Source organism: Halococcus qingdaonensis, assembly GCF_024508235.1.
In the GTDB taxonomy this organism is placed as follows: Archaea; Halobacteriota; Halobacteria; order Halobacteriales; family Halococcaceae; genus Halococcus; species Halococcus qingdaonensis.
Window position 1 is genome coordinate 42,651 of the sequence record NZ_CP101943.1, and the last position, 19,531, is coordinate 62,181.

Below are 19,531 nucleotides of genomic sequence, written 5' to 3' on the forward strand. Positions count from 1 at the left end.
ACGACGGACGAACGAGGGTGTCGGGTGACGTGACCGAGGACGACACCACCGACGAGGAAAGCTCGCCCGAACCGACCCTCGCCGCCCGTCAGATTTTGGGTCGCGAGCTCGAAAACGCGCTCAAACAGATCCGTCGGCCAGCGAGCGGGCTGTTCGTCTCGGCGATCGCGGCGGGCCTCAACGTGAGCTTCGGGGCCCTGCTGATGGGGATGGCGCTGACGTTCTCCGGTGGGTTCGACTCGTCGTTCGTGACGCGGTTCGTCCTCGCGAACGTCTCGACGGTCGGGTTCGTCATCGTCATCATCGGTCAGACGGAGCTGTTCACCGCTCACACCACCCTCGGCGTACTGCCCGTCATGGATCGCCGCGCCTCGATCGCCGAACTGGGGAAACTATGGGGTGTGGTTCTCGTCGGCAACCTGATCGGCTGTGCGGTGTTCGCCGGCTTCATCGCCGTTGCCGGGCCGCCGCTCGGCATCGTCACGCCCGCGGCAGCCGGCTCGCTCGCTGACGCGTTGCTGCCGCTGCCGTGGTGGGCGATCCTTCTGAGCGGCGTCATCGCGGGCTGGCTCATGGGGTTGGCGACGTGGCTCGTTGCCGCCGGCCGCGACACCATCGGCCAGGTCGTGCTGATCTGGATGATCACCGGTGTCATCGGGTTCGGGCCGTTCCATCACGCACTTCTCGGCACGACGGAGTTGCTCTCGGCGATGTTCCGGGGACAGGGTGTTTCGATCGCCCAGTTCGTTCACTTCCTGCTCTGGACCACGGTCGGCAACGCCGTCGGCGGGACGGTGTTCGTCGCGCTGCTCAACTACGGCCAGGCGATCAAAGCCGGCGAACCCGGCGACGTCGACGTCGATCCCGAGAGCCTCGGCGAATCGTGACAGTATAGATACAAATAGGGCTCGCGACGATTGCGGAATCCGTATATAGCTGCGCTTGAGACCCATCGAATAGCTCGATGCGGCTTATACAGATTCGTGTCAAAAACGAGTCACGAGATGGCGTGCTCGATACGCTCGATGACGCGGACGCCGATTACGTCATCGCCGACGAGGCGGCGGGAAACGACGCCTCCATCGTCTACTTCCCCACGCCTGCAGGCGCGGTCGAGGAGATGCTCGACCGACTCTCGGAGGCGGGTCTTGCCGACGACGCGTTCACGATCGTCACCGACGTCGAGACCGCCACGACGCCACATTTCGACGAGCTGGAGGGCCGCTACACGCAGGGTCCCGAAGACGAGATCGGGCTGTCGCACGCCGAACTCCGGACGAAGGCACAGGAGCTCACGCCCGAGACGACGATGTTCGTGGTCTTCGCCGCGCTGAGTGCGATTCTCGCCACTGCCGGCCTCCTGCTCAACTCGGCCATCGTCATCGTCGGCGCGATGGTGGTCGCGCCGTTCGCTGGCTCCTCGCTGTCGACGAGCGTCGGGTTGGTAAGCGACGACGGACAGTCGACGGCCAAGAGCCTTCGATCGCAGTTCCTCGGACTCGTCGTCGCCACCATCAGCGCCACCGTCGCGGCCGCCGTCTTTCGATGGGGTCATCTCGTGCCGTCGACGCTCGCCGTCGGGCGGATCACACAGGTCGGATCGTTCACGACGCCGACGCTGCTGACGCTCACCATCGCCGTCGTCGCCGGGGCTGCGGGTGCGCTCGCGCTCTCGACCGATCTCCCGGTGACGATCGCCGGCGTCGCGGTCGCCGCGGCGGTCGTTCCGGCCGCTGCTGCGGTGGGGATCGGCGTCGTCTGGGTCGAACCGGTGCTGGCGCTCGGTGCGCTCGCGTTGCTGCTGGTCAACGTCGTGTTCATCAATCTCTCGGCGCTCGTCGCCCTCCTCGGCTTCGGCTACCGGCCATCCGAGATCAGCAGCCTGCGGGAGTGGCTCTCGTTCTCGCCACGACAGATCGTTTCGGTGCTGGTGGCCATCGGCCTCGCCGTCCTCGTCGTTGCAATGCTGGTTAGTACCTATCAGTATTTCCTGTTCGATCAGGCGGTCAACCGGAACGTCGACGAGGTACTCGATAACCCCGACTACTCGAACCTCGAACTCGCGTCCGCCTCGGCCGAGTTCGGTGCTGCAGGTCTGTTCGGAGAAGAGGGCTCCGTCACCGTCGTCGCCGCACGCACTACTGGCGAGCCTTATCCTCGACTCTCCGAGCGACTCAGACGGCATATCGCGGCCGAGACGAACAGAGACGTCTCCGTCGAGGTTCGGTTCGTCGAATACCAGCGGGCCGGATCGGGGTAGGCCGACGGTCACTGACTGCTCCGGAATTCGTGACTGAATACCAAGAGTGAAGCGTCGTCGTCGGTGACGACGCAACGAGCGATGGCAGACAACGCGGAGACGTCCGGAACTATTTCGTTCGACGAGCGATCCGAGGATCGCACACCGATCGCTCCCGATTCCAACTATCGACTCGGGACGATCGCCGTGCTCGCCGGTGTCATCGGGCTTCTGGCCGGCATCATCGCGTTTCTCATCTACCATTTCATCGGCTTGCTGACGAACCTCTTCTTCTATCAACGAATCGCCTTCGAGTTCGTCACGCCGCCGAACGCGGGACTCCCGATCTGGGTCGTACTGATCCCGGCGATCGGCGGGTTGATCGTCGGACTGCTGGCGAAATACGGGACGCCGCGGATCCGCGGTCACGGCATCCCCGAGGCGATGGAGGCGGTCTGGGACAACGACAGCGAGGTCGAACCCCGCGTCATGCTGTTGAAACCGATCTCGGCCGCCATCGCCATCGGGACGGGCGCGCCGTTCGGCGTCGAGGGCCCGATCATCCAGACCGGTGGGACGATGGGATCGGTCATCGGCCAGTACATCCCCACGACGGTGGCCGAGCGAAAGGTGCTGCTGGCCTGCGGCGCGGCGGCGGGGATGGCCGCGACGTTCAACACGCCGATCGCGGGCGTGCTGATCGCCATCGAACTGCTGCTGTTCGAGTTCCGGATGCGGTCGTTCGTCCCGCTGAGCGTCGCCAGCGTTATCGCGACTGCCGTTCGTCGCCAACTCCTTGGCACGGAGCCACTCCTCCGGATCGGTGATCTGAGCTACCAGCTGCTCCCGAATCTGCCGTTTTTGCTTGTGCTCGGCGTCATCCTGGGGCTGGCGACCGTCGCCTTCAAGCGCGGCTATTTCGCGGTCGAGGACCTGTTCCACGGGTTCCCGGTCGGGAACGTGCTCCTGCCGGCGATCGGCGGCCTCATCCTCGGCGTGATGGGGCTGTTCGTCCCGCGCGTGCTCGGCGTCGGCTACGAGGTCACGAGCGAGATCCTCCAGAACGAGCTTTCCATCGGGCTGCTCCTGTTGGTCGTGATCGGGAAGGCGATCGGCGTCTCCGTGACGCTCGGGACGCGCACGTCGGGTGGCTTTCTCGCGCCGATGTTCGTCATCGGAGCCGGCATCGGCGGCGCGTTCGCGCTCGCGGTGAACGCGCTCGTCCCCGGCGTGACGCTGCCGGTCGGGCTGTTCGCGCTCACCGGTTTGGGAACCCTGTTCGGCGTCGCCGGCGGCGCGACGTTCGCGCTCGTGCTCTTCACTGTGGAGGTGACCCAGCAGTTCGCGGCCATTCTGCCGGTGTTTCTCGTCGCGGTCGTCGCCGACGGCGTGGCCTCGATCTATCTCCGCAACTCCCTGATGACCGAGGAGCTCACCCGGCGCGGGATCGACATCTACCAGGAGTACGAGGTCGATCCGCTGAAGCGCTTCACCGTCGCCGAGATCATGGACGAGCGCCCGGTGACGATCCGCCCCGACGTGACCGTCGCCGAACTGGTGAACGAACTCACCAGCGACGAGCCATCCGTCGCCCGTTTCACTCCCGAGACCGACGGTGACCAGCCGGATGCCCTCGACGAACCGGGCGAATCGGGGACGACACCCGGCCAGACATCCGCACTGACGCTTCACGAGGGGCTCCCGATCGTCGATCCCGACGAGGGTCTCGTGGGGATCGTCACTTATGGCGACCTGCTTCGGGCGAGCTCCAACGACGGCGCGGACATCACCGTCGCCGAAGCCGGGACGACCGATGTCGTCACCGGCCACCCGGACGAACAGCTGTTCGAGGCCGCCGTCCGGATGTCCTCGAACGATCTCGAACAGCTCCCGATCGTCGACCGTGACAGCGGCGATCTCTTCGGGCTGGTCGACTCGCAGAACCTGATGGCATCGGCGATGCGACAGCTCGAGGACGAGCAGGTTCGCGAGACGGGGAAGCTCGATTTCGGTCGTGGACCGCTTTGACATCCTCCCCGCCCTGAAGGGCGAGGATTCCTCCGGTGGGGATTCGGACGGCCTACGCCGTCGAACCTACGGAAATCTTTTGCTGGTACGCACGAACCTCATTGGGACGAGAGTGTGGTAGCTCTGACCATCGGTGGTCGTCCCACTTGAGGCGTGCAGGCCGTGCCATCGACCCAACTTCGGCGTTCGTCTGTTGTGCGAGGAACTTCGCCGAAGCGTCCAAATCGGCGTGTCCCTCGTAGCCGCACGGACACCAAAACGAATCGCCTGACCGAACGGTGTCCTCCCGTTCGCCACACTCGGGACATTCCCGCGTGGTGTTCGCTTCCGGTTTCACTTCGACTGTGATACCGAACTCGGCGGCAGTGTACGCGAGCCGGTTGATGAACGCCCGGAACGCCCAGAAGTTGTGCGTCTTTGCGTTCACTTCGACCGACCAGTGCTTGTCGAGAACGCCCTTGAGAGCGCCGACGTACACCGTCGAAACGCCTTCGGAGTGTAGGCGCTCCATCAGGTCGCGTGCGAGAGCGTCCTGTGCGTGGTCGCGCCGTCGAGTCCGCCGCCGGTACAACCGCTGTATCCTGTCGCTCGAATACCGCCCTTCGCGGAGCTTCGATTGGTACTCGGCGATGTCGTGGGTCGTCTCGCGGAAGCGGTCGAACAGGTCGCGTCCCTCGTACAGCAGTTGTGTTCCGGTGGTCGTACTGCACGCAACGAGATTGTTTGCGCCCACATCCAGAGCGGCGGAGTCGTCCGCCAGTGGTGAATCCAGTCGAGAATCTTCGATTGTGACTGGTTGAATTGCTCTGAATTGGTCGCTCATCTCGTCGTAGTACAGTTCGAGCTGCCCGGCTTCGCCGTCCCACTTTGGGTCGCCGTGAACGTCGAGACGGAGACGTTCGCGGTAGCCGATGTCGTACTCCTCTTTCAGTTGCTTCCCGACAGGGACATCGAGGATGGACTGTTCGCGGTTGCCCGACGCCCATCGGAGCGTGTACTGGTCACTCCGAATATACGTTCGCAACTCCCGTCCACCATCCTCGTTGCCCCAGTAGCCGGGAAGCCCGTTCGCTTCCCCGCTCTCTTTGAGCTTGAAGAACGAGCGCCACGCTTGGTCGTTCTTTCGCACTACCTGTTGGGCGGTCGCCGAACCGACGACACCTTTGTATTCGCCGTAGTGGTCGTCGGCTTCCCAAATCGGTGCGTCGATGTCCGGGTCGGTGAGATACTGTCGTCGCCCGTAGTTGGTTTCGTTCCACAGGGACGCGGAAGCGTCCAACAGCCGCCGAAGGCACTCCGCGTCCGATTCGGAGCGGGGAACGACCCGGAACGTATTGACTCGTCGCATGGGCTACGCGCGCCCCTCCTGCTGTTCTTGCTCTTTGATGTACTGTTCGATGGCATCCTTCGAGATGCTTCCGGCGGTCCCGACGTAGTACGAGCGCGTCCACTTGATGCGGTCGTGATTCCGCTGATTGTAGTACCGTGCAGAGATGCCTTTGAGCCAGTTCACAAGCAGCGAGGGCGCGTTTTTCGGCGGACTCCCGACGAACAGATGAACGTGGTCTGGCATGATTTCGGCCTCGGCCAATTCGAGACCTTTGTCCTCGCATATCTCCTCGAAAATCGTTTCGAGTTGATTCTGTCTCATGCCAACGAGTACCGGCTGTCGGTACTTCGGCACGAACACTATGTGGTAGTAGAGTTCGTAGACCGCGTGACGGGTACTCTTTGGCATCTCTGCATACTATGGGTGGCCGGACGCTTAAACGTCCCGGCTGAACCCCAGTTCGGCTACTGCCGGGCAGTTGTCGGTTGCATACTACCACGGGAAAGCTTACGGCGCGTATCCCCGTCCCGAGAACGCTTCGCGTTCTCGTGTGCGAACGAATCGCAGAGCGATTCGTCAACGCCGTGAACGGCGAGGCTTTGCGCCTGTCTTTCACGTAACTCGTTTCGACCCCCTGTTTTTCGTGACTCCGTGCCGTAGGGAGCGCCATGTACGACGAGATCCTCGTCCCGACCGACGGAAGCGAGGCGGTCGAGACGGCGATCGAGCACGCGTTCGATCTCGCCGACGGATACGACGCGACGGTCCACGCGCTGTACGTCGTCGACGACACGCATGGCGGGGCCGGGCTGATGGGCGTCGATGCTCAAGACACCGTTTCGGAGCTGCGAACGATGGGCGAGGAGGCGGTCGACACGATCGCAACGCGTGGCGAGGATCGTGGACTCACCGTCGAAACCGCGGTCAACGAGGGGCTTCCCCACGAAGGAATCCTCGACTACGCCGACGACAACGGGATCGATCTCCTCGTGATGAGTTCGCGCGGCCGGTCGGGGGTCAGCCGGTTCGTCTTCGGGAGCGTCACCGAACGGGTCGTGCGGCTGAGCGACCGGCCGGTCCTCGTCGTTTCGCGTGCCGTGACCGACGGATAAACCGATAAACGGCCGTCTTATCCGTCATGGGTTCCAACGACGGCCATGGCTCGGTATCCGCTCGGCGGCGGGGTCGGCACCTATCTCGGCTTTCATCTCTTCATCCTCGGGCTCCTGTCGTTCGTCACCGGACAGCCGTTTCTGATCCCGAGTCTCGGGCCGTCGCTGTTCCTCCTCGGAACGCTGCCCGACGACGAGATGAACTATCCACGGCGGATCATCGGCGGCCAGTTCATCGGCGCGGTGGCCGGCTTCGTCGCCTTTCATCTGATCGTCGGCGGCATCGATCCGGCGGCGAGTCCGGCGCTCTCGCTCGAAGTGTTCAGACAGGTCGTGTCGAGTTTCGTCGCCGCCCTTCTCTCGACGTTCGGCATGTATCTCGCCGATGTCCAACATCCGCCGGCGTACGCGACGACGCTCATCGTCTCGCTTGGCTATCTCACCTCTCCGCGGGGCGTCGGCGTGTTCCTGCTGGCGGTGTTGGTGATGGTCGGATTACACGAAATCCTCGGCAAACGCGGGCCGATCTGGAGTCTCCCTTACCAGCAGGACGAGTGAGCACCGACCGAACCCGCGACGCTCAGGTCCCCTCGCTGCCCACGCGTACCGTCAGGACCGAGGGGTTCGACCGCCGGACGACCTTCTCGGTCACGCTACCGAGGAGCTGTCGGTCGAGCCCGCTGCGACCACGGGTCCCCATGACGACGAGATCGCAGTGCTCGTCGGCGTAGTCGAGGATCTCCTCGTGTGGCACGCCCCGTCGAACGACGTCGGTGACGTCCTCGACACCCGCCCGTGTCGCCCGCTCGCCGATCTCCGCTACCGTCTCCTCGCCTTCCGATTCGGCCTCCTCGAAGCGCTCGTCGCCACCGCGGACGTTCAGCGGTCCGGCCGTCTCGTCGACGACGAAGAGCACGTGCAGCGTCGCGTCGTTGGTGGTCGTGATCTCGAACGCCTCGTTTTCGGCGTCCATCGCCGCTTCACTCCCGTCGGTCGGCAACAGTACGTGATCGTACATGATCACGCTCGTCAGTCCGGGGTGAAAACGCTGGCGGCGATATCAGCCCGACAGCAGCGACGGGCCGAACACCATCAACACGAGCGCCGCGAGCATCGTCAGGCTCACCGCGGTCGTCACCGCGCCGGTGAGCGACCGCCGACTGCCGATGGGGAGCCGCGAGACGACGGCTTCGGTGCTCGTCCGGAGGATGTGCCCGCCGTCGAGCGGGAACGTCGGGACGCAGTTGAAGAAGCCGAGGTTGAGGTTGATCCAGCCGGTCCAGAACAGCACGTTCGCCAGCACGAACACGCCGCCGCCGAGGAAGCCGAGCGGGCCGGTCGCGGTGTAGAAATCGACGTTCGAGCCGACGAAGCCGGCGAAATTGTAGCTCACGCCGGGTGCGGCGACGCTCGCGAACGGCAGGACGAGCATGGGGAGGATCCCCAACAGCGCCGACCCGCCGGCTCCACCCTCGCCGCCGAGCAGTGTCAGGAAGCCGGCGGCCGGATAGGCGTCGATTCCGAAATCGTCGACCGCGATTCCGGTGGTGCCCGACTGGAGCCCCGTTACGCCGACCAGACCGCCGCCGGTCTGTGTGTTCTCACCGAGCGTGACCCGTTGGGTCGTGCGTTCGCCGCCGACGAACGCCTCGACGCGCACCGTCTCACCAGGATTCGTTTGCGAGAGCATCTCGGACAGCGCGGACGTGTTCGGGGTGCGTTCGCCGGCGAATCGGGTGACGACGACCGGCTCGCCGCCCTCGCCGGTCGCATTCGCCAGCGGTCCGTCGGGCGTGATCTGGCTCGCGTACGCACCCATCGGTGCGGTCGTCGTGGAGCCGTTGTCGGTCCGCAGCGTCGCCACGGAGCGGTTTTCGAGTGCCGCGGTGAATCCGCTCTCGGTATGCGTGGACGAGCCGTTGACCGCCGTGATCGTCGCGCCCGTGCCGAGCCCGATCGGTCCGTCCTTGATAGCGCTGGTGACGACCAGCGATCGCTCGACGGACGTCGTGGTGCCGTTCGACAGCGAGACCGGGACGGTGCGGTTCGCGTCGACGAGTGCGCGGTCGAGATCGCTCGCGTTCGTCACGTTCTGGCCCGCGACGCCCGTGATGACGCTTCCCTCGCCGATGCCCGCATCGGCGGCCGGCGTGCCCGGCAGCGCACCGCCGACGTGGACGCCCGGCACGACGCCGATCGAGCCCACGACCGGGCCGAAGAGGAGCGCGAAAGCGATGACGGTAATGGCGAAGTTGTTGGTGACGCCGGCGGCGAACATCCGCGTCTGGGGTCCTCGCTCGGCGTTGCGCTGTTCTTCCTCGTCGGGTTCGACGAACGCGCCGACCGGGATTAGCGTGATCAGCGCGAGCCCCATCGAGGAGATGCTGATGTCCTCGACCCGACAGAGCAGGCCGTGGCCGCCCTCGTGGACGACCAGTCCGACGAGCAGTCCGAAGACGATCTCCGGGGCGACCGAGAGCGGGAGGAACTGGTTGACGCCGGGGATGACCAGCGCGTCCTGTGGCTCGGTGATGATCGTCGAGGAGGGTCGGTTGAGGATCGTGACGGCGCTGAAGATGACGAGCACGAACGAGCCGACCATCACGACGAGCGTGATGCCGAGGCCGACGTTCGCCCACGCCCGCCAGAACCGTTTCGGGCGTGCGAGCCGGTCGAGGACGGCCTTTCCGCGCTCCGTATGTAGTGTCGTGATGGGTCCCGAAACCCGGGCCCAGTCGGGGAGGAACCCCCGCGCCGATAGCGCCGTCGCCACGACGCTGTAGAGAAGCATTCCCGAGAGAACCCACAGCAACGTGCTCGCCATTGGCACTTTTCCGTGATGAGCAGTGATGAGGGTTTGGGTCCGGTTCGTTATCGACCGCGATCGGCCAGCAGGATCGACGGTATTCGACTCCGTCTAGCGTTCTCGCCCGAAGATACATGCCGTGTCGACGCCAACGTCAACGCAGAATGAGTACCGCCGACGAGCAGATCAGGATCAGTTCCACGGTGAAGAGCGAACTCGAACACCGGCGACGGGAAGGTGAATCGTTCAACGAGGTTCTCGAACGACTGCTCTCTGACGATCGCGACGTGTTCGCGGGTTTCGGAGCTTTCGAGGGGACCGATCGAGGGGAACGGATTCGAGAGGTTCACGACCGGGGACGCGCCCGATCCACGGAGCGCATCGAACGTATCGCCGAGAGCCGCAGCGACGAATGATCGTCCTCGACACGTCCTTTCTCATCGATTATGGCGACGGAGTCGACGCCACCGGTGAATTCCTTGTCAACCACGAGGACGAACGGTTTCTCCTGCCGGCTCCAGCCTATACAGAGTATCTCCTCGGAACGGTCCACAGCAACGGTGACACGGACATCGCGGCGGCACGCGCGGAACTCGCGTGGTGCGAGGTGGTCGATATCACTGCGGCGATTGCCCTCGTGGCCGCGGAGATCGCCGACGAAATCGGTCCGCAGGGACCGAACCTCACGGCCGTCGATGCACTCGTCGCCGCGGTGGGTCGTGAACTCGGTGCTCCGGTCGTTTCCGGCGACGGCGATCTCACGCACGACGGAACGATGGATGTCGTCGAAACTGTGAAATACTAACGCATCAACTCCGACCTATCTGGTGCGGCGAACGTCTCGTGAGTGGTGCGCCATACGCTCCGAAGGGATCATTCCTCGCGTCGCAACCGCCTGACGACGAACTCACGGTCGAGTTCCGCGAGAAACGGCCCGAGCTTCGGTCCCTGCTCGGTGTCGAAGAACAGTCGGTAGCCGGCGGCGAAGAGATCGCCCGGATCGAGATCGTGCTCGCGGGCGGTCTCGAAGATCTCGCTCTGGATCGCCTCGCCGTCTTCGCCCGCCTCGACGACGTCAGCCAGTCCGTCGAGCGCTCGCTCGGTATCGTCGTCGAACTCCGCGTCGGGGAGATCGGTCGCGAGGCGGTAGTTGTAGGCGTTGTCGGTGCGCTCGGCCCACGTCCGGGCGTATTCGACGCGGCCGAGGGCTTCTTCGACTGCACTCTCCGAGGCATCTTCGGGGATGTGCTCCTGGCGACGCGCCATCTTCTCGCGGAGCTCGCTGTCGTCGGTCATGCCGAGCACTGCGGCGAAGGTGTAGGGGAGACGGATCGGCTGCGCTTCAGGTGTTTCGTCGACGATGGCTGGATAGGCCTGTTCGGCTCGCGCTCGCTCATCCGGCACGTGACCGATCGTCGACTCTCCAAAGGCCAACGCCTCGAACCGATCGAACTCGTCGACCAGCTGGTCGGCGCGCTCGATGGAGAAGTCCCGCGCCCGGCTCGGATCCTTCGTGAAGAAGTAGCGCAGCACTTCGGGTTCGAGGAACTCCAGGACGTCCTGGACCATGATCACGTGGCCGGCCGACGACGAGAACGGCTCGCCGTCGAGCGTGAACCATTCGTAGGCCATCGGCACCGGTGGGGTGTCGTCGAAGACGGTACGGGTGATGTCCGCGCCGCTCGGCCACGAGCCCTCGGCGTGGTCCTTGCCGAACGGTTCGAAATCGACGTCGAGCACCTGCCACTGGGCGGGCCACTCGAAGCGCCACGGGAGCTTTCCTTCTTGGAAGGTGGCGGTGCCCTCGTGGCCACAGCCCTCGATCGTTTGCTTGCCGGCCTCGACGTCGGTACAGACGTACTCGACGGTGCCGGCGTCGAGATCCACGCTTTGGACGGCGTCGGTCTCGGTGACGTGGCCACACTCGGCGCAGATCGGGCGGAAGGGAATGTAGTCGTCGTCGACCTTCTCCTGATACTGTGCGAGTACGTTCCGTGCCTGCTCGCGGTGTTCGAGCAGATGATGAATCACGTCGTCGAACGCGCCGGATTCGTAGCGCTCGGTGTTCGAGACGGTCTCGACGGGGATGTCGAGCAGTTCGGCGCTCCGCTCGATCAGATTCGAGAAATGTGCGCCGTACGACTCACAGCAGCCGAAGGGATCGGGGATCGCGGTGTAGGGCTTGCCGAGGTTGCGGCCGAGCGCGCCGGCGTCGACCTCGCCGAGCCCGACGACGTTGCCGTCGAGGTCGGCGAGCTTTCGGGGCACCTTCCGGAGCGGGTCACGGTCGTCGGCGGTGAAGATCTGTCGGACCGTCCGTCCGCGCTCGCGGAGAGCCTCGGCGACGAAGTAGCCCCGCGCGATCTCGTTCATGTTGCCGAGGTGGGGAACGCCCGACGGCGAGATTCCACCCTTGATGACGATCGGCTCGTCGGGATCGCGCTCGTCGATCGCGTCGGCGACGGATTCGGCCCAGAAATCGCGTGACTGTGAGCCAGCGAGGATGTACGGGTCGTCAGTCATTCATCGCCCAGTAGGTCGGTTCGTCGCTCTCGGCGGGCACGATGTCGGTGCCGTCGTGCTCACCGGTGTTGACGACGTGCCCGATGCGTTCGGGGTCGGTGCCGTTGAGGACCACAGTTCTGACGCCCGAGCGTTCGATGATCTTCGCCGCGAGCAGGTCCACGGGGGCCGACGAGCCGGCGGTCATCTCGATGTCGGCGATGACGTCGACGAGCTCGCCGGCCGTGAGGCGCTCGAAGCGTTGTGCGTCGGGGTTTTCGTCGGGATCGGCATCGAAGACGCCGGGGACGCTCGTCGCATACACCAGGAGATCGGCGTTGACGTATTCGGCGAGCGCCGCGCTCACGGCGTCGGTCGTCTGGCCCGGCGTGACGCCACCCATGACGGCGATCTCGCCACGACGGAGCGCTGCGCCCGCCGTCTCGTAGTCCTCCGACGGTCGGGTCGCCGCTCGCTCGGATAGCGCCGCGATGAGCAGCCGTGCGTTGAGACGGGTCGTGTCGACGCCGAGCTGGTCGAGTTCGATCTCGTTGGCACCGAGCTCGCGAGCGGTATGGATGTACTCCCTGGCGACTGTACCACCGCCGACGACCGCCCCCACGGTATGGCCCTCCTCGGCGAGCCCCTCGATGACGGTGGCGTGTGCGCCCACGCGCTCTGCGTTTCTGGGCGCGAGCACGCTCCCGCCGAGAGAAACGATGATTTTCATTGTCGGCGGTTGCCCGGACGCACTCTTAAGCGTTATCAACACCGTCGAAGGGTACAAACGACCGCCAGCCGTGCCCCTCATATGAAAGCCATCGCCGTCGTCGGTCCCTCCGATACCGGAAAGACGACGCTCGTCGAACGCCTCGCCGACCGACTGGACGGTAGCGTCGCCACGATCAAACACCTCGATCACGCACCCACGATCGACACCGAAGGCAAGGACACCGCCCGCCACCGCGCGGCCGGCGCACGCGTCACCTACGGTCTGAGCGACGACGGCTGGTTCGCCACCGGCGCGGAGCGCTCGCTCCCCGATCTCCTCGACGATCTCGCGCCCGAGCACGACTACGCGCTCGTCGAGGGGTTTTCGAGCCACGGGCTGCCGACCGTCGTTCTCGGCGGGCGCGAGCACACCGGCCCGGAGCTCGCGACAGCCACCGACGCCGACGAGATCGATCTCGATGCGCTCTGTACGGGGATCGACGATCTCGAACCGCGCGTGACGCTCGCATCGCTCGTCCAAGACGTGAAACGATCGCCGCAGGCCGACCGTGCGGGCGCGATCGCCACCTTCACCGGGCGCGTGCGCGTGAAGGACGCTCCCGACGACGACCCGACCGAAGCGCTCGAATTCGAGACCTATCGCGAGGTCGCCGACGAGCGACTGTACGCCATCGAAACCGAACTCGAAGCCCGCGAGGGCGTCCACGAGGTGCTCACCCACCACCGGGTCGGGCGGATCGCGGCCGGCGAGGACATCGTCTTCGTCGTCGTGCTCGCGGGCCACCGCAGCGAGGCGTTTTCGACCGTCGAGGACGGTATCGACCGGCTCAAAGACGAGGTCCCGATCTTCAAGAAGGAACGCACGAGCGACGAGCAGTTCTGGGTCCACGACCGCGCGTGAGCGACCCGTCCCCGCGTCGAGGGATGATTTCAGAACGAAAATTATAGAAATCACCATTCGGCACGTAACATTCTCGTCCGCCGACAGCTGATCCGATTCACCGATCGATGGTTTCTGCGTGCCGGATGAAACGTCTAAACGAATCTAGAACCGTCGTGAAACGTCGTCGATGGCATCACCGAGAGTGAAGTACACCGAATTCATCCGAAGCATCTGTCGGCTATAATACATAGGGATGGTATGACCGAGTGAGGTCACAATGAGTACGACTCAGCCCGCCGGTGTCGACGCGACCACCAAAGAGCAGCGACTGAAGGCATATCTCGAACGCAACGCGGCCGACGGCGAGCTCTACTTCAAGAGCAAGTTCATCGCCGACGAGGTCGGTCTCTCGCCGAAGGAAATCGGTGCGCTGATGCACAAACTCGCCGACTCGGCGAGCGATCTGGAGATCGAGCCGTGGTCGTACACCAGCGCGACGACCTGGCGCGTCGCGCCGGCCTGACGTCGGCCTCGCTGGCCTCTCGTCGTCCTGCCTCGCTGACGGACCGCTCCCCGCTGGCGCTCTCGCCCGAATCGGTCTGTACGTTTATCCGCGTTCGCCGCGTATCCATGCCGATGGCTGACAGCGACCCGCCGGCCAACGGGCCGCCGGCCGAGGCGTTCGCCGGACTCTTTCGCGTGACCGAGACGGACGTGGACGGCGGCCAGCTCCGGTATTACGGCGAGCCGCTGGTCGACAGTCGCCGGCTTGAACGACGTCTCTGGCCACTGTTTCGCGACCAGGGCTACGAGGTCAGACTGACGAGCGAATCCAACTCGGAAGAAGACCCGTTCACCGGTATCGAGATCGATCGGACGAGACACGTCCTCGTCGCCACGCCGCACTCGACCGGCATCGACGGGATCCCGTGGACGAACGTCGCCTTCGCGCTGCTCACCGTGCTCTCGACGCTCGTCGCCGGTGCGCGCTGGTACGGTACCATCGACACCGTCGGCGACGCCCTCGTCGATCCGATGGCCGTTCTCGCCGGCTGGCCGTTCGCGCTCGCGGTGCTCTCGATCCTCGGCGTGCACGAACTCGGCCACTACGTCCTGAGTCGGTATCACGGTGTCGACGCGAGTCTTCCCTACTTCATCCCGCTGCCCAACGTCATCGGTACGATGGGCGCGGTCATCAGCATGCGCGGGCGGATGCCGTCGCGCAAGACCCTCTTTGACATCGGCGTCGCCGGGCCGTTGGCCGGGCTCGTCGTCGCCTGCATCGTCACGCTCGTCGGCCTCGGTCTTCCGCCGGTTCCCACACCAGCCATCCCGATCGAGTTCAACTACCCCCTGCTCGTCCAGTGGCTCGCTGACCTCACCGGCCAGCCGATCGACTATCCCGCCGGCATGTCCGTCAACCCGGTCGTCTTCGCCGGCTGGGTCGGCATGTTCGTCACCTTCCTCAACCTGATCCCCGTCGGCCAGCTCGACGGCGGCCACCTCGTCCGCGCGATGGTCGGCGAGCGACAGGCGACCGTCGGCGCGCTCGTCCCTGCCGCGCTGTTCGCGCTTGCGGCCTACCTCTACTACATCCAGCACGCCGCCTTCAACGCCGTCTTCCTCTGGGTGTTTTGGGGTGTGTTCACGATGGCCTTTGCCTACGCCGGCCCTGCGACGCCGATCTACGACGACGCGCTCGATACGAAACGCGTTCTCTTGGGGTTCGTCACCTTCGGGCTCGGGATCCTCTGTTTCACGCCCGTTCCGTTCGAACTCGCGCTCTAGAACCTCTGTTCTGTCGGACAGTAGCAATCGTATCCCGCTTCGTTGGACGGCGCGACGCACCGCACACTACAGGACTAGCGTCAGGATACTTATCGAACGATGATATGAGTGATACTGCAGCGGCACACCATCGACGGCCGAGGCAACGGGATCCGCTCGGTCGTACGAAACGACGACGAAATCACGCACATGAACAACCTACAATGGCGACAAACGATACCGTAATACGAACCGAGGGACTGACCAAGCAGTTCGGCGAGACCATCGCCATCAACGATATCGATCTCACGATCACCGAAAACGAGATATTCGGACTGCTCGGTCCGAACGGTGCCGGCAAGTCGACCGTTATCGATATTCTGCTCGATCATCTGCAGCCGTCCGTCGGTACCGCGACGGTGCTCGGTCATGATTCCCGGATCGAGGCAGAGACTCTTCACGAGCGTATCGGCATTCTGGGGGACGACTTCACTCATCACTCCGGCATGTCCGGAATCGAGCATATCGAGTTCGCCATCGCCTCGAAGGACGCCGACGAGTCACCGGATGCGATACTCGATCGGGTGGATATCGATTCCGAGGATGCTGCTCGACCGGCCGGTGAATACTCCTCGGCACTGGCTCAGCGTCTCGCGCTCGGGATGGCACTCGTCGGCGATCCCGACCTGCTCATCCTCGATGAGCCGTTCAGCGAGCTCGAACCGACCGGTGTCGAAGAGGCGCACGATATCGTTCGCGAAGAGCTCGATCACGGCACGACGGTGGTTCTCACCACCCACCGTCTCGACCAAGCCGAGGCGCTCTGTGATCGAATCGGTTTGATGAAGGATGGACGGGTGTTGATGGTTGTAACCCCCGCTACCCTCCGTGATACGATACGCACGAACCCGAGTCTGGCGTGGTGGCGGGATCACTCGGTGTAGTTGACCTTCTGTCCGTTTCGTCTCGACGAGACGGTCCTCAGGGCTGCTGTGGCGTGTCGTCCATGGAATCGAAGAACGCGCTCAGGAGCTTGTGTTGTGCTCGCCGGAAGTGTCTGTTGAGCGTCGGTGCGGCGATCCCCATACTCTCGGCGACCTCCGTGGCGGTACTCTCGCGTGGCCACTCGAAGTAGCCGGCGTGATAGGCGGTTTCGAGCGCCTCGCGCTGGCGGTCGGTGAGTTTCTCGATCGGCCCGCCGGGGACGTCGAACTCCACGGCCGACCGATCCCGCTCACGCTGGGCGAGCAGCGTCGCGGTGGGAGCGACGTCGCGGATACGATCGATCAGGTTCCGGACGGCCGCGTCCTGTGGTGCTTCGATGACGAGTCGACCGGTTCCCGCGTCCATGTCGGCGGACCCGAGCTTGACGCCGGCCTCCGTGAGCGTTCCCAACAGCGACGATTCGGCGAATCGATACTCCAACAGCCCTTCATCGCCGCCGTCACGCACGACCCGGACGTGTTCGAGGTCATCGAGCCCCGAGGCCGCCTCGCACACCGCTGTGGGCGACGCTCCCTGGACATCGACGTAGAGCAGCCACCCGCCGGATTTGGTGGCGACGTATCCCGACACCGAGAGTTCACACTCGAAGCGCTCGGAGTGGCGAACCAAGAACAGGTCCGAGTCGGTGGCTCGAAATTCGAGTTCGAGCACTGCGTCGGCGAACAGCAGCCGCCGGGTCTCGATGGCGTGGATTGCGAACCCGACGGCTTCGCCGAGCAGTTCGAACGCACGCTGCTCGCGCTGGCTGAAGCCCAGTGGTCGGGTGGTATACACCGCCAAGCAGCCATACGTCGTCGCCCCGTGGAGCAGCGGGATCGCGGCGGCCGACTGGATATCGCGGTCGAGTGCGGCCTCGCGCCACGGCTCGAACGCGGGATCCGTGCGGATGTTCTGACTGACCTGTACGTCCCCCATCCGGAGCGCCCGTCCGCTGGGACCCTGCCCCGTTTCCGTCCCGTCAGCCGTGACAGTGATCGCTTCGACGTAGCCATCGTCGACGCCAGCACTCGCCCGGGCAACGAGCTGGTCTCCATCGGCTTCGGGCTCGCCGATCCACGCGAACTGGTACAGCTCCGAGGTGGCCAGTCGATCACAGACGGTGTGCTCGATCTGCTCGCGCGTCGATCGTTCGAGCAACTCCCGAGTGATCTCCAGCAGGAGGTCGTTGATACGGTTGAGCGTTTCGAGCTTGTCGCGTTGGTGTTCCAGTTCCCGTTCCTGTCGTCGTCGCTCGGAGATATCGGTGGCCATCAGGATCGCTCCGTCGAACTCGTCGTCCCGATACAGCGGAACGCTTCGCCCGGTGAAGTACGCCTCCTTGTCGTAGATCGACTCGAACGGGAACTCGAACTCGACGGTCTCGCCGTCCTGCAACCGCGTGAACCGCTCCGCCTGGCCGGTCTCGACGACCGATGGGAGTTCGTGGAACGGCACTCCGATCGCATCCGACGACGACATCTCGTCAGGGAGACCGATGATCTCCTCCGCACGCGGGTTCTCGTACGTGATCCGGAGCTCCTCGTCGAGACGGAACATTCCGAACGGAGCGTTCTCGACCAGCTCTTCGTTGAACTGCCGGGCGGCACGGAGCTCCTGTTCGCGTTCCTTCCGCTCGGTGATATCACGGACCACGCCGACGCTGCCCTGGTATGCGCCGTCGGGTTCGGGATAGGGACGGTACCGTGCTTCGAGATACACGGTCTCGCCGTCGGGCGTCGCAATCGCCCCTTCGATCGAACCGATATCGGTGTCGCCGCTCACGACGCGTTCGCGCATCTCGTCGGCGAGGGTACGCTCGTCGTCGTGGACGAAGAACTCGATGGCGGGCGTTCCGAGGAGCTCCTCGCGTGAGCGTCCGAACGTCTCGCAGAGTGCGTCGTTGACGAACGAAAACCGGAGGTCGTCGTCGAGAATGTAGACCCCGTCCTTGACGGTCTCGATGATGGTCTCGTAGCGCTCGCGTTCGTGCTGTCGCCGTCGACGCTCGGTGATATCTCGGGCGATGCCGACGCGATAGCGCTCGCCGGACGGCTCGTCGATGTCGGTCACCTCCCGGAGCTCGTGGGGAATCGCCTCACCCCCGGCAGTCTCCAAATCGAGCTCCCTCGTCCAGTTGGGACGATCGTCCATGTGGAGTCTCGACTCCGGCAGGCTGTCGCGATTCGCCTCGGTGAGAACGTCGGACAGGCCCATCCCCACGATCTCCTCGTCGGTGTATCCGAGGCGCTCGTTCAGCCGGTCGTTCCACTGTATCATGTCGTCGTTCTCGTCGACGATGTAGAGCACGTCCTCCAGCGCGTCAATGACGGTCTGCGTGAACCGTTGCTCGTTCCCGGGCACCCCCTTCGTGCGATCGTGGGTTCCGACATCGTCGATGACGACCTGTGCTGCTGGTTCGCCTTCGTAGCTCACGGGATTTATCGTCAGCTCCACGCTCCGTTCGTCCTCGTCCAGACCGATCAGCCGTCCTTCGAACGGCTCGGCTGCTTCCCGTCCCCCGATGACCTGCCGGAAGCGTCGGCGGACCTGCGAACGGTCATCCTCGTGGATGAACGCCGTTGGCGTCCGACCGATCATCGCATCGGGATCGTCGACGCCGAGGACTGTGGCGGCAGCCGGGTTGCAGTAGGCGATCTCCCGCTCGGCCGTGACGATCCAGATCGGGATCGAATCGGTTGTGGCCAGCCCGCGATCCCGGTCGTTGCTCCGTCGGTGATCCCGTTCTCGGCGGTCCGGATTCGCGGCATCGCGGACGATACAGACGACCAGTTCGTTCTCGGTCGCTCGGAGCGATAGCTCCAGCGGGATCGTTTCACCGTCGCGACGTCGGCCGACAGTTTCGCCGCGCCAGTGGCCTTCCTCGTGAACCTGCGGCAGCACCTCGCTCTCGATACGCTTGCACTCGTCGGGATCGTAGCGGTCCTGCCACGTCGTTCCGACGAGTTCGTCGGGATCGTCGTAGCCGTACACGTCGGCGAACGGACGATTGGTGTAGACGTACTCGTCGCCATCGAGCACACCCACCCCGTCGATCGACGCGGCCCCGACCTCCCGCCATTCGACGGGCCCGTGCGCCTGATCGCTCATAGCTACAGAAACCATGTCAACATGTATCAATCTTTTCCGC

The 19,531-nt window shown here is 64.4% G+C and carries 18 protein-coding genes; 11 read left to right on the plus strand and 7 right to left on the minus strand.

The annotated features are described in order from the left end of the window. The first annotated feature begins 17 nt into the window (after positions 1-17). The 3 genes from NO363_RS00255 to NO363_RS00265 all read left to right on the plus strand — a co-directional run bounded on the left by NO363_RS00255 (position 18) and on the right by NO363_RS00265 (position 4,267). Entirely contained in the window at positions 18-887 is an 870-nt protein-coding gene (locus tag NO363_RS00255; RefSeq protein WP_256686029.1) for a formate/nitrite transporter family protein, read from the plus strand. Positions 888-1,009: 122 nt separating this feature from the next. Next, positions 1,010-2,260 carry a TIGR00341 family protein gene (locus NO363_RS00260; RefSeq protein ID WP_256686030.1) on the plus strand — a complete coding sequence of 417 codons (1,251 nt, stop codon included), beginning with the start codon at positions 1,010-1,012 and terminating at the stop codon, positions 2,258-2,260. 81 nt (positions 2,261-2,341) lie between these two features. Continuing rightward, complete coding sequence (locus NO363_RS00265) at positions 2,342-4,267, plus strand: chloride channel protein (RefSeq protein WP_256686031.1); 1,926 nt, start codon at positions 2,342-2,344, stop codon at positions 4,265-4,267. Positions 4,268-4,319: 52 nt separating this feature from the next. Here the strand turns inward: NO363_RS00265 and NO363_RS00270 are convergent, their stop codons facing one another. Further along, positions 4,320-5,615, minus strand: a complete 1,296-nt coding sequence (locus tag NO363_RS00270) for an RNA-guided endonuclease InsQ/TnpB family protein (protein ID WP_256686032.1) — start codon at positions 5,613-5,615, stop codon at positions 4,320-4,322. 3 nt (positions 5,616-5,618) lie between these two features. Further along, complete coding sequence (gene tnpA / locus NO363_RS00275) at positions 5,619-6,005, minus strand: IS200/IS605 family transposase (RefSeq protein WP_256686033.1); 387 nt, start codon at positions 6,003-6,005, stop codon at positions 5,619-5,621. A 260-nt stretch (positions 6,006-6,265) separates the two neighbouring features. Here tnpA and NO363_RS00280 point away from each other — a divergent pair, with 260 nt between their 5' ends. Next, positions 6,266-6,709: a universal stress protein gene (locus NO363_RS00280; protein WP_256686034.1), complete on the plus strand. Its 444-nt coding sequence runs from the start codon at positions 6,266-6,268 to the stop codon at positions 6,707-6,709. A gap of 45 nt (positions 6,710-6,754) precedes the next feature. Beyond that, a complete protein-coding gene (locus NO363_RS00285; RefSeq protein WP_256686035.1) occupies positions 6,755-7,267 on the plus strand; it encodes an HPP family protein in 513 nt (170 codons plus the stop codon). Positions 7,268-7,289: 22 nt separating this feature from the next. Here NO363_RS00285 and NO363_RS00290 read toward each other — a convergent pair whose 3' ends face one another. Together NO363_RS00290 and NO363_RS00295 are read right to left on the minus strand one after the other, a co-directional pair. Next, entirely contained in the window at positions 7,290-7,727 is a 438-nt protein-coding gene (locus NO363_RS00290; RefSeq protein ID WP_256686037.1) for a universal stress protein, read from the minus strand. Between the two features lie 42 nt (positions 7,728-7,769). Continuing rightward, complete coding sequence (locus NO363_RS00295) at positions 7,770-9,533, minus strand: site-2 protease family protein (protein WP_256686038.1); 1,764 nt, start codon at positions 9,531-9,533, stop codon at positions 7,770-7,772. A 146-nt stretch (positions 9,534-9,679) separates the two neighbouring features. Between NO363_RS00295 and NO363_RS00300 the strand changes: the two genes are divergently transcribed. Together NO363_RS00300 and NO363_RS00305 are read left to right on the plus strand one after the other, a co-directional pair. Next, on the plus strand, positions 9,680-9,931 hold the full coding sequence (locus tag NO363_RS00300) for an antitoxin VapB family protein (protein WP_256686039.1): 252 nt from the start codon (positions 9,680-9,682) through the stop codon (positions 9,929-9,931). Continuing rightward, positions 9,928-10,320, plus strand: coding sequence for a PIN domain-containing protein (locus tag NO363_RS00305; protein WP_256686040.1), 393 nt, complete (start codon positions 9,928-9,930; stop codon positions 10,318-10,320). Before NO363_RS00300 ends, NO363_RS00305 begins: the two co-directional genes overlap by 4 nt. 68 nt (positions 10,321-10,388) lie before the next feature. Here NO363_RS00305 and lysS read toward each other — a convergent pair whose 3' ends face one another. Further along, positions 10,389-12,038, minus strand: coding sequence for a lysine--tRNA ligase (gene lysS, locus NO363_RS00310; RefSeq protein ID WP_256686042.1), 1,650 nt, complete (start codon positions 12,036-12,038; stop codon positions 10,389-10,391). Next, complete coding sequence (gene pyrH, locus NO363_RS00315) at positions 12,031-12,747, minus strand: UMP kinase (RefSeq protein ID WP_256686044.1); 717 nt, start codon at positions 12,745-12,747, stop codon at positions 12,031-12,033. Before pyrH ends, lysS begins: the two co-directional genes overlap by 8 nt. Before the next feature lie 81 nt (positions 12,748-12,828). Between pyrH and NO363_RS00320 the strand changes: the two genes are divergently transcribed. The 4 genes from NO363_RS00320 to NO363_RS00335 all read left to right on the plus strand — a co-directional run bounded on the left by NO363_RS00320 (position 12,829) and on the right by NO363_RS00335 (position 16,343). Beyond that, entirely contained in the window at positions 12,829-13,650 is an 822-nt protein-coding gene (locus NO363_RS00320) for a molybdopterin synthase (protein ID WP_256686045.1), read from the plus strand. Positions 13,651-13,909: 259 nt separating this feature from the next. Further along, positions 13,910-14,155 carry a DUF7123 family protein gene (locus NO363_RS00325; RefSeq protein ID WP_007740787.1) on the plus strand — a complete coding sequence of 82 codons (246 nt, stop codon included), beginning with the start codon at positions 13,910-13,912 and terminating at the stop codon, positions 14,153-14,155. Positions 14,156-14,268: 113 nt separating this feature from the next. Further along, positions 14,269-15,420, plus strand: coding sequence for a site-2 protease family protein (locus tag NO363_RS00330; protein ID WP_256686046.1), 1,152 nt, complete (start codon positions 14,269-14,271; stop codon positions 15,418-15,420). A 203-nt stretch (positions 15,421-15,623) separates the two neighbouring features. Next, positions 15,624-16,343, plus strand: a complete 720-nt coding sequence (locus tag NO363_RS00335; protein ID WP_256686047.1) for an ABC transporter ATP-binding protein — start codon at positions 15,624-15,626, stop codon at positions 16,341-16,343. Positions 16,344-16,380: 37 nt separating this feature from the next. Here the strand turns inward: NO363_RS00335 and NO363_RS00340 are convergent, their stop codons facing one another. Further along, complete coding sequence (locus NO363_RS00340) at positions 16,381-19,491, minus strand: PAS domain S-box protein (RefSeq protein WP_256686048.1); 3,111 nt, start codon at positions 19,489-19,491, stop codon at positions 16,381-16,383. Between the last annotated feature and the right edge of the window lie 40 nt (positions 19,492-19,531).